14 protein-coding genes are annotated in these 13,436 nt (G+C 42.3%); all 14 read left to right on the plus strand.

All coding sequences use genetic code 11. The annotated features are described in order from the left end of the window. Positions 1–4: 4 nt before the first annotated feature. The 14 genes from rsmG to L1272_RS18340 all read left to right on the plus strand — a co-directional run bounded on the left by rsmG (position 5) and on the right by L1272_RS18340 (position 13,062). A complete protein-coding gene (gene rsmG / locus L1272_RS18275; RefSeq protein ID WP_235374031.1) occupies positions 5–625 on the plus strand; it encodes a 16S rRNA (guanine(527)-N(7))-methyltransferase RsmG in 621 nt (206 codons plus the stop codon). A gap of 13 nt (positions 626–638) precedes the next feature. After that, complete coding sequence (locus L1272_RS18280; RefSeq protein WP_054554803.1) at positions 639–1,424, plus strand: ParA family protein; 786 nt, start codon at positions 639–641, stop codon at positions 1,422–1,424. 20 nt (positions 1,425–1,444) lie between these two features. Further along, entirely contained in the window at positions 1,445–2,356 is a 912-nt protein-coding gene (locus L1272_RS18285; protein WP_054554804.1) for a ParB/RepB/Spo0J family partition protein, read from the plus strand. 159 nt (positions 2,357–2,515) lie between these two features. Then, positions 2,516–2,896 carry an ATP synthase subunit I gene (locus tag L1272_RS18290; protein ID WP_054554805.1) on the plus strand — a complete coding sequence of 127 codons (381 nt, stop codon included), beginning with the start codon at positions 2,516–2,518 and terminating at the stop codon, positions 2,894–2,896. 15 nt (positions 2,897–2,911) lie between these two features. Then, positions 2,912–3,769 (plus strand): F0F1 ATP synthase subunit A, encoded by an 858-nt coding sequence (gene atpB / locus L1272_RS18295; RefSeq protein ID WP_054554806.1) that lies wholly within the window; start codon positions 2,912–2,914, stop codon positions 3,767–3,769. 56 nt (positions 3,770–3,825) lie between these two features. Next, a complete protein-coding gene (atpE, locus tag L1272_RS18300) occupies positions 3,826–4,059 on the plus strand; it encodes a F0F1 ATP synthase subunit C (protein ID WP_010561330.1) in 234 nt (77 codons plus the stop codon). 42 nt (positions 4,060–4,101) lie between these two features. Next, positions 4,102–4,572, plus strand: a complete 471-nt coding sequence (atpF, locus tag L1272_RS18305) for a F0F1 ATP synthase subunit B (RefSeq protein WP_054554807.1) — start codon at positions 4,102–4,104, stop codon at positions 4,570–4,572. A gap of 16 nt (positions 4,573–4,588) precedes the next feature. Further along, positions 4,589–5,122: a F0F1 ATP synthase subunit delta gene (gene atpH, locus L1272_RS18310; RefSeq protein WP_054554808.1), complete on the plus strand. Its 534-nt coding sequence runs from the start codon at positions 4,589–4,591 to the stop codon at positions 5,120–5,122. Positions 5,123–5,136: 14 nt separating this feature from the next. Next, on the plus strand, positions 5,137–6,678 hold the full coding sequence (atpA, locus tag L1272_RS18315; protein ID WP_054554809.1) for a F0F1 ATP synthase subunit alpha: 1,542 nt from the start codon (positions 5,137–5,139) through the stop codon (positions 6,676–6,678). A gap of 59 nt (positions 6,679–6,737) precedes the next feature. Then, the gene (gene atpG, locus L1272_RS18320; RefSeq protein WP_054554810.1) at positions 6,738–7,598 is read left to right on the plus strand and encodes a F0F1 ATP synthase subunit gamma; all 861 of its coding nucleotides are present in this window, start codon (positions 6,738–6,740) and stop codon (positions 7,596–7,598) included. Positions 7,599–7,630: 32 nt separating this feature from the next. Then, complete coding sequence (atpD, locus tag L1272_RS18325; protein ID WP_054554811.1) at positions 7,631–9,016, plus strand: F0F1 ATP synthase subunit beta; 1,386 nt, start codon at positions 7,631–7,633, stop codon at positions 9,014–9,016. A gap of 13 nt (positions 9,017–9,029) precedes the next feature. After that, positions 9,030–9,452, plus strand: a complete 423-nt coding sequence (locus L1272_RS18330) for a F0F1 ATP synthase subunit epsilon (protein ID WP_054554812.1) — start codon at positions 9,030–9,032, stop codon at positions 9,450–9,452. 269 nt (positions 9,453–9,721) lie between these two features. After that, complete coding sequence (glmU, locus tag L1272_RS18335; protein ID WP_235374032.1) at positions 9,722–11,080, plus strand: bifunctional UDP-N-acetylglucosamine diphosphorylase/glucosamine-1-phosphate N-acetyltransferase GlmU; 1,359 nt, start codon at positions 9,722–9,724, stop codon at positions 11,078–11,080. Between the two features lie 143 nt (positions 11,081–11,223). Then, entirely contained in the window at positions 11,224–13,062 is a 1,839-nt protein-coding gene (locus tag L1272_RS18340) for a choice-of-anchor I family protein (protein ID WP_235374033.1), read from the plus strand. Positions 13,063–13,436: the final 374 nt, after the last annotated feature.

Consider the following 13,436-nt stretch of genomic DNA (forward strand, 5'->3'; position numbering starts at 1 on the left):
TACAGTGTTACAACAACAATTAACTTCGCTGTTAGCGCAAACTGATATTGCGCTAACAGAAAAACAGCAACAACAACTTGTGCAATATGTTGAATTATTAGACAAGTGGAACAAAGCGTATAACTTAACCTCTGTTCGTTTACCTGAAGAAATGATGGTTAAACATATTATGGATAGCTTAGTTGTTGCACCACACCTTAAAGGCAAACATTACATTGATGTAGGTACGGGTCCTGGTTTACCGGGTATCGTATTAGCCATCGCTTTACCTGATACACAATTTATATTGTTAGATAGTTTAGGTAAACGCGTGCGCTTTTTGATGCAGGTAAAACATGCACTTGGCCTTGAAAATGTAACCCCAGTGCAGTCTAGAGTTGAAGAATATCAACCAAGTGTTAAATTAGATGGTGTATTAAGTCGTGCATTCGCCTCTTTACAAGATATGGTTGACTGGTGTGCGCACTTGATTGATCATTCAGGTAAATTTATCGCCTTAAAAGGCGTATTTCCGAGCGAAGAACTAGACTCATTACCTAAAGGTATTAAGTTTGATGAAAAAATCAGCTTGGAAGTACCTGAGTTAGATGCGCAAAGACATCTAATCATTCTATCTAAAGACTAGGGATCAGAGCACTGTGGCAAAAGTCATCGCATTAGCAAACCAAAAAGGTGGTGTTGGTAAAACGACCACCGCTGTGAACCTCGCGGCATCGATGGCCGCGACGAAGCGTAAAGTGTTATTAATCGATCTTGATCCGCAAGGAAACGCTACCATGGGTAGTGGTGTCGATAAATACGGTGATGTTGCGACTATTTACGATTTATTGATTGAAGAAACACCAATCGATGAAGTGATCAATAAAGAAACCTCAGGTGAGTATCACTTAATTGCTGCTAATGGCGATGTGACTGCCGCTGAAGTTAAACTAATGGAATTGTTTGCTCGTGAAGTGCGTTTACGTAATGCGCTTGAACAAATTCAAGACCAATACGATTTCATTTTTATCGACTGCCCGCCTTCACTTAACATGCTTACTGTTAATGCCATGGCTGCCGCAGATTCGATTTTAGTTCCGATGCAATGTGAGTATTATGCCCTTGAAGGTTTAACGGCATTAATGGATACCATTACGCAGCTATCTAAGCTAGTAAATCCAGCGTTAACAATTGAAGGGATTTTGCGCACCATGTATGATCCGCGCAATCGCCTTGCAAATGATGTATCAGAACAACTCAAACAACATTTTGGCGATAAAGTATATCGTACCGTTATCCCACGTAATGTCCGTTTAGCAGAAGCGCCGAGTTTTGGTGCCCCTGCCATGTATTATGACCGTGCATCAAGTGGTGCTAAAGCTTACTTAGCCCTAGCCGGCGAAATGTTACGTAGAAAAGAGAAAACATCTTCAGCAGTAGCCTAACTTCGAGGTAAAAAAATAACATGTCTGCTAAAAAACGCGGTTTAGGCCGAGGACTCGACGCTTTATTAAGTTCATCAAAACCTGCCCCAAGTGCAAATAATCAGCAACAAGCGACAGCAACACCAGAGCAAGTCTCTGAAGTAGTTGCAGAGCAAAGCAAAGGTGAGCTGCAAAAATTAGCGATTGAGTTTTTACAATCGGGTAAATATCAACCGCGTAAAGACATGTCTGAAGAAGCGCTAGAAGAGTTAGCCAGCTCAATTCGTGCTCAAGGCATCATTCAGCCAATTGTTGTGCGCCAAATTGGTGCAGACAAATATGAAATCATCGCGGGTGAACGTCGTTGGCGTGCTGCTCAACTTGCAAAATTAGATGCTGTTCCATGTATCATCAAAGATGTGCCAGATGAAGCAGCCGTTGCTATCGCATTGATTGAAAATATCCAACGTGAAGACCTAAACGCGATGGAAGAAGCGATTGCATTGAATCGTTTACTTAACGAATTTGAACTGACTCATCAACAAGTCGCCGAAGCAGTTGGTAAATCGCGTACGACTGTGACTAATTTACTACGTCTAAATAACCTTAACGAAGATGTTAAAATCTTGTTAGAACATGGCGACATCGAAATGGGTCATGCACGTTGTTTATTGGCACTTGAAGGCGAAGCGCAGTCAGATGCTGCTAGATTAGCGGTTGCTAAAGCGTTGACTGTTCGTGAAACTGAGAAATTAGTTCGCTCTATCTTAGAACCAGCTCCGAAAAAAGAAGTGCAAGAAAAAGATCCGGATGTCAAACAGTTAGAACAAAAACTTGCTGAAAATTTAGGCGCCAAAGTAGAAATAAACTACAATAAAAAAGGCAAAGGCAAACTGGTTATCTCTTATACAACTCTTGATGAGTTGGATGGCATTTTAAGCCGTATAAATTAAGACTATTCCCGTCATTAATTAATAACATGTCCAAAAAGAGACATTTGTGGTGTTTTTGCACTACAAAGGGTCGACTCAAGTTGCAAAACTGGTAGGAATCAGTATAATTTCGCCAGTTTTCATACCCTGACAATTTAACGTTCTAAAGGTTAACAAAACGTGACTAATAGGTTAGCAAGGCCGTATAGGCTTGCCGCATTTAAATTAATTTGTCTTCAGGGTATCGTAGCATTAATCGCTGCAGTAATTGTTTTTATAGGTTGGGGAGTCAATGCCGGCCAGTCAGCGCTTGCTGGCGGAGCTGTTGCACTACTCCCTAATTTTGTATTTGCTGTCTATGCATTCCGTTATATGGGTGCAAGTCGAGTAAATCAAGTGTATGCCTCGCTAAAGCGCGGCAACGGATTAAAATTTATGCTAACAATCGTTTTGTTTGCACTGATACTGAAGTCTTACACGGTCGTTTTATTACCGTTTTTCTGTGTTTATGTATTGGTGTTATTTAGCGGATTGTTTGCGCCCGTTTTTTTTAATCATTAACTTTTGGGATATAACATGGCTGCAGAAGAAGTAACTCTATCAAGCCATATTCAGCACCACTTAACTAACGCTAAGATGTGCTCGACCGACGCTGGTCTTGCCTTCAACAAAGCGTGTGCAGACAGTGGTTTCTGGACATGGAATATAGATACCCTCGCATGGTCAATCGGTCTAGGTCTTGTATTTTTATGGATCTTCCGTAGTGCCGCTAAGAAAGCAAATACCGGTGTACCTGGTAAATTTCAGTGTTTCATTGAAATGATCGTTGAGTTCGTTGGCGACAACGTACGTGACACATACCACGGTAAAAGCGCATTAATCGCTCCATTAGCTCTAACGATTTTCGTTTGGGTGTTCTTAATGAACTTAATGGACTTGATTCCGGTTGATTTCCTACCTGCATTCGCTGGCTTCGTTGGCGAGCAAGCATTTGGTATGGATTCTCACGACGTTTACATGAAGATTGTACCTACCACAGACATCAACATGACTGCTGCACTTGCTATTGGTGTATTCATTCTGATGATCGGTTACGCAATCAAAATCAAAGGGATTGGCGGATTCTTAGCTGAATTAACGCTTCACCCGTTTAGCTCTAATAACAAGCTAGCGATGGTGTTCTTAATCCCATGTAACTTATTACTAGAAACAATCGCTTTAGTTGCTAAGCCGTTCTCGTTAGCACTGCGTTTATTCGGTAACTTATATGCTGGTGAGTTGATTTTCATCTTGATCGGCGCAGTTGGTTTAATGCAACTACCGTTGCACTTTATTTGGGCTGTATTCCACATCTTAGTAATCGTACTGCAAGCATTCGTATTCATGATGCTTACAATCGTATACCTAAGCATGGCAAGCTCAGATAATCACTAATTTTTTACACTTTTAAATTTTAACTTTAATTTACAATTGAAACTTTGGAGAAAAAAATGGAACTAATGATTGGTCTTAAGTACATCGCTGTTGCTCTACTTATCGGCTTCGGTGCAATCGGTACTGCTATCGGCTTCGGTAACATGGGTGGTAAATTCCTAGAAGCTTGTGCTCGTCAACCTGAACTTGCACCTTCATTACAAGTTAAGATGTTCATCCTTGCTGGTCTAATCGATGCCGTAGCTATGATCGGTGTTGGTATCGCAATGGTATTGTTGTTCGTACTTTAATATTATTTTTTGAACAGCTTACTATTTTAAGGAGGAGCGGTCGTGAACTTAACAGCCACTCTTATCGGTGAATTAATTGCATTTACGGTTTTCGTACTTTTCTGTATGAAATACGTATGGCCACCACTAAATGGTGCAATTGAAGCTCGCCAGAAGAAAATCGAAGATGGTTTAGCTGCCTCTGATAGAGCCGAAAAAGACTTAGAACTTGCGCAAAAGAAAGCTGCTGAGCAGCTTAAAGAGGCAAAAGCTCAAGCGGCTGATATCATTGAACAAGCTAAAAAGCGTGCCACGCTAATCGTTGACGAAGAAACTGTTCGTGGTCAACAAGAGCGTGAAAAAATTATTGCTCAAGGGCACTCTGAAATCGAAGCAGAGCGTAACCGTGTAACAGAAGAACTACGTAAACAAGTAGCGACGCTGGCAGTGGTTGGTGCTGAGAAGATTTTAGAGCGCGAAATCAATCAAGCCGCACACAGTGACATCGTTGAAAAACTTGTCGCTGAGCTGTAATTAGGAGGGTATGAGCATGTCTGAATTGGCTACTATCGCTCGCCCATACGCTAAAGCGGCTTTTGAACTTGCCGTTGAAAAAGGCACTGTTGAAAGTTGGAACGACATGCTGTTCTTTGCTGGCCACGTTGCCAGCAACGAGCAAGCCGCTGCCGCGCTAGCTGGATTGCCTACTGCTACTGAACAAGCAGATCTGTTTATCAAGATCTGTGCAGAGCAGCTCAACGAACAAGGTCAGAACCTAATCAAGGTGATGGCTGAAAATGGACGTTTAGTTGCACTGCCTGCTGTTGCTGAGTTATTCGCTGAATTTAAAGCGGACTACGACAAAGAAATCGACGTTGACGTGATTTCTGCAACACCGCTTGCTGCTGAGCAGCAAGCAACATTGGTAGCGGCACTTGAAAAACGTTTCGCACGCAAAGTTAAGCTGAATTGTAGTGAAGATACTACAGTTGTTGGCGGTCTTATCATTAAGGCGGGTGACACTGTAATCGACGGCTCAGTACGTGGCAAATTAGCCCGCTTAGCTACATCACTACAATCGTAATTGGGAAAAAGAGCATGCAACTTAATTCCACTGAAATTTCAGATCTGATCAAACAACGTATTGAGCAGTTCGAAGTTGTAAGTGAAGCTCGTAACGAAGGTACTATCGTATCTGTTACTGACGGTATCATCCGCATCCACGGTCTTGCTGACTGTATGCAAGGTGAGATGATCGAGCTTCCTGGCAACCGTTATGCTATCGCACTAAACCTTGAGCGTGACTCAGTAGGTGCTGTAGTAATGGGTCCTTACGCTGACCTTAAAGAAGGCGTAAAAGTTAAATCAACTGGTCGTATCCTAGAGGTTCCTGTTGGTCGTGGTCTACTTGGTCGTGTTGTTAACACACTAGGTGCACCTATCGACGGTAAAGGCGCTTTAGATAACGACGGTTTTGAACCTGTTGAGAAAATCGCACCAGGCGTTATCGAACGTCAATCAGTAGATGAGCCAGTACAAACTGGTTATAAATCTATCGATGCGATGATCCCAGTAGGTCGTGGTCAACGTGAGCTTGTGATCGGTGACCGCCAAACTGGTAAAACTGCATTAGCAATCGATGCTATCATCAACCAAAAAGGTACAGGCGTTAAGTGTGTGTACGTTGCAGTTGGTCAAAAAGCATCTACTATCGCTAACGTAGTACGTAAATTAGAAGAGCACGGTGCATTAGAAAACACGATTGTTGTTGTTGCATCTGCTTCTGAATCTGCGGCACTTCAGTACCTAGCACCATTCTCTGGTTGTACTATGGGTGAATACTTCCGTGACCGTGGTGAAGACGCGCTAATCGTATATGATGATTTATCTAAGCAAGCTGTTGCTTACCGTCAAATCTCATTACTACTTAAGCGTCCACCAGGCCGTGAAGCATACCCAGGTGACGTATTCTACCTTCACTCACGTCTTCTAGAGCGTGCATCACGTGTAAACGCTGATTACGTTGAGAAGTTCACTAATGGTGAAGTGAAAGGTAAAACAGGTTCATTGACGGCATTGCCAATCATTGAAACTCAAGGCGGCGACGTTTCTGCGTTCGTACCGACAAACGTTATCTCTATCACCGATGGTCAGATCTTCTTAGAAACTGACTTATTCAACTCAGGTATCCGTCCAGCTGTTAACGCTGGTATCTCGGTATCTCGTGTTGGTGGTGCAGCGCAAACTAAAATCGTTAAGAAACTAGGTGGTGGTATCCGTCTAGCGTTAGCTCAGTACCGTGAATTAGCTGCGTTCTCGCAGTTCGCGTCTGACCTTGACGATGCAACACGTGCTCAATTAGAGCATGGTGAGCGCGTAACAGAGCTAATGAAGCAGAAACAGTACGCACCAATGTCTGTTGCTGAAATGTCTCTGTCGCTATTTGCTGCTGAAAAAGGCTACCTAAAAGACATCGAAATCGCGAAAATCATGGATTTCGAAGCTGGCCTAATTTCTTATGCAAACAGCACATACGCAGAGCTAATGGCTCAAATCAATGAAACTGGTAACTACAACGCTGAGATTGAAGCTCAACTTAAAGAACTTCTAGAGAAGTTCAAGTCGACGCAAACTTGGTAATTTAGTTATGAATGGTGAGCTTTAGGCAACTAAAGCCCACCTGATTCGGAGAGAGAGTCATGGCCAGCGGAAAAGAGATTAAAAGCAAGATCGGGAGTATCAAGAATACTCAAAAGATCACCAGCGCAATGGAAATGGTTGCTGCGTCTAAAATGAAAAAAGCGCAGGAACGTGTGGCGTCAAGCCGTCCATACGCTGAAAACTTACGCCAAGTGATTGGTCGTGTTGCTCAAGCAAATCTTGATTTTACTCACCCTTTCTTAGAAGAGCGTGAAGTAAAACGAGTTGGTTATATTGTTATCTCTACTGACCGTGGTCTATGTGGTGGCTTGAACTCAAACGAGTTCAAAAAAGTTGCCCTAGATGTTAAAGCGTGGAAAGAAAAAGGCGTTGAAGCTGAATTTACTACTTTAGGTAGCAAAGCAGCTGGCTTTTTCCAACGTTTTGGCGGTAAGTTAGTCGCTAAAAAAGCGAACTTAGGAGATACACCTTCACTACAAGACGTTATTGGTCCTGTAAAGACAATGCTAGATGCATACTCTGAAGGTAAAATTGACCGCTTATACGTAGTATTCAACAAGTTCGTTAATACTATGAAGCAAGAGCCAACAATCGATCAGTTACTCCCTTTGCCAAAAGCTGAAGAAGAAGTATCTCAACATTCTTGGGATTACTTATATGAGCCAAACCCAGAAGCGATTTTAGAAGCTCTGTTAGTACGCTTTATTGAGTCTCAAGTATACCAAGGTGTAGTTGAGAACGCTGCCTCTGAACAGGCTGCCCGTATGGTTGCAATGAAAGCTGCAACTGATAACGCTGGCGACCTTATGGATGAGTTACAGCTTGTTTATAACAAGGCTCGTCAAGCTGCAATCACACAAGAAATTAGTGAGATTGTTGGCGGTTCGGCAGCAGTTTAACGCTTCGGCAAAGTTTAATGAGAGGAATAGACATGAGTTTAGGTAAGGTCGTCCAAATTATCGGCGCCGTTGTGGATATCGAATTTCCACAAGACAACGTGCCAGCCGTATATGACGCACTAAAAGTAACAGATGGCGACTTAGCTGGTTTAACTTTAGAAGTTCAACAACAGCTAGGTGGCGGTGTGGTACGTGGTATCGCACTTGGTACTACTGACGGTTTACGTCGTGGTACTGCAGTAGAAGGTACAGGTCAGCCAATCCACGTTCCAGTAGGTACGAAGACACTAGGTCGTATCATGGACGTATTAGGTAACCCTATTGATGAAGCTGGTCCAATTGGTGAAGAAGAGCGTATGTCTATTCACCGTGCAGCACCTTCTTATGAAGAACAATCAAGTTCAGTAGAACTTTTAGAGACTGGTATCAAGGTAATCGACCTTGTATGTCCATTCGCTAAAGGTGGTAAAGTTGGTCTATTCGGTGGTGCCGGTGTTGGTAAAACCGTAAACATGATGGAACTTATCCGTAACATCGCAATCGAGCACAGCGGTTACTCAGTATTCGCAGGTGTTGGTGAGCGTACTCGTGAGGGTAATGACTTCTACCATGAGATGAACGACTCAAACGTACTAGATAAAGTATCTCTAGTATACGGTCAAATGAATGAGCCACCGGGTAACCGTTTACGCGTAGCGTTAACTGGTCTTACTATGGCTGAGAAGTTCCGTGACGAAGGTCGTGACGTACTTTTCTTCGTTGATAACATCTACCGTTATACTCTAGCGGGTACAGAGGTATCAGCACTTCTAGGTCGTATGCCTTCAGCAGTAGGTTACCAACCAACTCTTGCTGAAGAAATGGGTGTACTTCAAGAGCGTATCGCATCTACTAAGACGGGTTCAATCACTTCAATCCAAGCGGTATACGTACCTGCGGATGACTTAACTGACCCATCTCCAGCAACAACGTTTGCTCACTTAGATGCAACAGTAGTACTTTCTCGTGATATCGCTTCACTTGGTATCTACCCTGCGGTAGACCCACTTGATTCATCTTCACGTCAACTTGACCCACTAGTAATCGGTCAAGAGCACTACGATACAGCGCGTGGCGTTCAAACAGTTCTTCAACGTTATAAAGAACTTAAAGACATCATCGCAATCCTAGGTATGGACGAGCTTTCTGACGAAGATAAGCAAGTTGTATCTCGTGCACGTAAAATCCAGCGTTTCCTATCTCAGCCGTTCTTCGTTGCTGAAGTATTCACAGGCGCGCCTGGTAAATACGTGTCACTTAAAGACACAATTGCTGGCTTCAAAGGTATCTTAAACGGTGAGTTTGATGATATGCCAGAGCAAGCGTTCTACATGGTTGGCTCTATTGAAGAAGCTCAAGAAAAAGCCAAAAGCATGTAATTAGGAGGGTAGTATGGCGGCTATGACTGTACATCTTGACGTAGTAAGCGCAGAAGAGAGCTTGTTCTCTGGTCTGGTTGAATCGATTCAAGTGAGTGGTAGTGAAGGTGACCTTGGTGTTAACTATGGTCACGCTCCATTATTAACTGCCCTAAAACCTGGTATGGTACGTTTAGTTAAGCAATTTGGTCACGAAGACGTGATGTATATTGCTGGCGGCACGCTAGAAGTTCAACCGGATCGCATCACGATTCTTGCAGATACTGCAGTACGTGGTGAAGACCTAGACGAGCAAGCGGCTGAAAAAGCTAAACGTGATGCTGAAGAGCAAATGGCGAATACGTCAACTGCTGAGTTAGATTATCAACAAGCTGCAGTGCAACTTGCTGAAGCAATCGCTCAACTTCGCGTAATTCAACAATTACGTAAAAAGTAAGCCTACTCGGTTTTCGAAAAGCCCACTTAACGTGGGCTTTTTTGTGCCTAAAATTCACTGTTTTATACCCTATTCTGATCATTGTACTTATAACCTGCACTTTTCCCCGCTACAATGTGTTAATTGATAATGAGCTAAGCTTTTATACAAGGTTCTTTCCTTCAAGCTAGGATTGAGTATTTGCACATGATGTGACTTGCGCAACTTTGCATGTTTATAGCTAAATTCATTACGTCCCACTAAAACAAAGAAAGAAGGATATTGTTTTAATGTCTCTGACTACCGTTATTCTTGCTGCGGGTAAAGGCACCCGTATGCGCTCTGCTCTACCTAAGGTATTACACAAAGTTGCTGGCAAACCTATGGTTCAGCACGTTATTGATAATGCCACTGCCCTTGGTGCTCGTGAAACAAATCTTGTTTACGGTCATGGCCGTGAGCAGCTTCAAGAAGCCCTATCGCACAACCGAGTAAACTGGGTATTACAAGAAGAACAACTCGGTACGGGTCATGCTGTCGCTGTTGCTAAAGAACACATTGCCGATGATGACACCGTATTAATTCTCTATGGTGATGTGCCACTAACAAAACGCGCGACCTTAGAAAAGCTACTTGCTGCAACTCCAGAAAAAGGTTTAGCGGTGCTAACGGTTACCTTAGATGACCCATCAGGTTATGGCCGAATGATCCGTGAAAATGGCAAGCTAGTAGGTATTATCGAACAAAAAGATGCTTCACCTGAGCAACTTGCGATTAAAGAAATCAATACCGGTATTATGGCTGCTAATGGAGCGCTACTTAAACGTTGGTTAGGTAACCTATCTAACAACAACGCCCAAGGTGAATACTACCTAACAGACATTGTTGCGATGGCACACAGTGAAGGTGTTGAAATTACCTCTGCACAGCCTGAGCATCCGATGGAAGTTGAAGGTGCTAATAATCGCGTACAACTTTCAGCGCTTGAACGTGCATATCAAGCATGGCAAGCAGAAGAGCTAATGCTAAACGGCGCAACACTTGCTGATCCTGCTCGTATTGATGTACGTGGTGAAGTAACGACTGGCGAAGACGTACTGATCGACGTTAATGTTATTTTCGAAGGTAAAGTAACGCTTGGTAATAACGTACAAATTGGGCCAAATTGCGTACTGAAAGATTGTACTATCGGCGATAACGTTGTTATTAAAGCTAACTCACTTGTTGAAGAAGCCAGTGTTGCTGCTAAATGTACTTTAGGCCCATATGCCCGCCTTCGCCCTGGTGCGATTATGGAAGAAGACTCGCACATTGGTAACTTCGTTGAGATGAAAAAGACTCGCTTAGGCAAAGGCTCAAAAGCAAACCACCTAACCTACTTAGGCGACACTGAAGTTGGCGAAAAAGTTAATATTGGCGCAGGTACTATTACTTGTAACTATGATGGCGTAAATAAATCAAAAACCATTATTGGTGATAACGCCTTTATCGGTTCTAATTCATCACTGGTGGCCCCTGTTAATATTGGCTCAATGGCAACGATTGGCGCAGGCTCTGTTATCACTAATACTGTTGAAGATGATCAGCTTGCGGTCGCTCGTGGTAAACAACGTAACCTTACTGGTTGGAAGCGCCCAACTAAAAAGTAATGAGCTACCCTACTAATTTATAAATAAAAAGCGAGTTTATACTCGCTTTTTTTATGACTAAATTTTGTTCTCATAAAAGTGCCATATAGTTGTAATGCCTGCGTGTTGTAATTGCCTCAATACAACTCCAAGGAAAAATAATAATGTTAAAAAGATCAATTATTGCGCTATCACTTTTAACCATTCTTTCTGGCTGCTCATTAGACGGTGACGACGGCAAAGACGGCCTACAAGGTGAACAAGGTCCTGCAGGTCAAAATGGTACTAATGGAACTGATGGGGTAAATGGCACCGATGGTGCAAACGGAACTGACGGAGCAAATGGTACAGATGCAAACGCTGCTTTAACTATAAATCTTATCGGCCGTGCAGTGCTGAACGCAGAAAGCCCTGAAGGTGCTGCGGAAATTGTTGCTTACCAAGCATCTAAACAACGAATATTTGCTATCAATAGTTCCGGTGATTCTGCGGTCGTTAATATCATGAAAGCCGATAGCTTTGACCGTGCAGCTTTAGTTAAAGATAACGAAGGGGTTATAAATGGCACTAATTTAACCTCAGAGATTACCCTTGCACTTAATGAGCACAGTGTGGGTGATGCAAACAGTATCGCTATTGATGCTAATAATGAACTTTTAGCCGTTGCAATGGCAGCTAGTAATACCGGTGATGCAGGTTTAATCGCATTTTATGATATTAGTGGCGACGAGCCTCAGTTTATTAAAAATGTATCTGTAGGCGCCCTGCCCGACATGGTTACTTTTAGCCATGATGGCAATAAAGTACTGGTTGCAAATGAAGGTGAACCTAATGGTGACTATAGCATTGACCCTGAAGGCTCTATCAGCATTATTAATATTAATGATGGTGTAATTGCAGATACTGCTATTAGCATTACTTTTTCGGCTTATAACGACAAACAAGCAGAGCTTGAAGAACTTGGGATTGTATTTGCTAACCCGACAGGTCGAACAATCAACGGTAACTTGATTAATACAACCGTAGCAATGGATTTAGAACCTGAATACATCAGCATTTCAAAAGACAATAAGTTTGCCTACGTTACACTGCAAGAAAATAACGCCCTTGCTATCGTCAATCTTGAAGATAATAGCCTCGAGCTTAAAGGATTAGGTTTTAAAGATTGGTCTAATTTACTTTTTGATGCATCTGATAAAGACGGTGGCGTTAACTTTAAATCGTACCCTGGCCTCTATGGCATGTATCAACCAGATACGATTTCAAGCTTTACTTGGAAAGGTGCTAACTTTATTGTCACAGCGAACGAAGGTGATGCACGAGAATACTTCTTTGATACAACCGACGAAGCTGATTGTTTAGCAAAAGGTGGTCTAGATTACGATGAAGATGATGGTTGTTTATCATATATAGATGAAACCAGAGCTAAAGACTTAACACTGGCAAGCAATTTTGATTACCTGAACAATGACAACAGTGATATTGGCCGTTTAAAAGTGACCACTGTTAAAGGTGATGAAGATAATAATGGCGAATATGAATCACTCTATGCATATGGTGCCCGCTCTTTTACTATCTGGGATAGTAACGGCATGGTGGTTTTTGACTCGGGCGATCAAATCTCACGTATTACTGCATCAGTTCACGGAGCAGCATTCAATAATAACGAAGATGAAAATGACGGTGATAGTCGCTCTGATGACAAAGGTGCAGAACCAGAAGCGTTAGCACTGGGTACGATTGGCGAACGTACATTTGCATTTATCGGGTTAGAGCGTATGGGTGGCATTATGGTGTTTGATATTACTAATCCATACAATGTGACATTCCAAGATTACTTTTTTAATCGTGGCCTAGAAGCTGATGCAGATATAACAGGTGATCTTGCTCCTGAAGGTATGACATTTATACCTGCAGAACAAAGTGCAACGAATGAAGCATTGCTAGTTGTTGGTAATGAAATTTCGGGTTCAATCGCTGTTTGGGAAATTTCTACTAACTAATCCGCCTTATAAAAATAAAAAGCGACATAGCTAATTTAATGTATGTCGCTTTTTCTATGCCATTTTATCCTCACAAAAATGACTGCTTTTTGAGCTAAAACCCCTCTGCAGCCCTTTATTTGTATGGTTATTGTACTAATTCGAAAATAATCAAAAAAACCTTCAAAAAGTGCTTGCGTTAATTCTTCGCATCCCTATAATGCGCATCCACTGACACGGCGGGCAGCAATGAAAAGCGCTGAACAAAGTGACAGAGAGTTAAGTAAAACTTCGGTTTAAAACGGTCTAAAAAGAAAGTTTAAAATTAAGTGTTGACTCGAAAAATTAAGGATGTATTATACGCATCCCTAGCGACAACGTCGCAACGTTCTTTA

It is taken from the genome of Pseudoalteromonas sp. PAST1 (assembly GCF_021532515.1).
Classification (GTDB): Bacteria; Pseudomonadota; Gammaproteobacteria; order Enterobacterales; family Alteromonadaceae; genus Pseudoalteromonas; species Pseudoalteromonas simplex.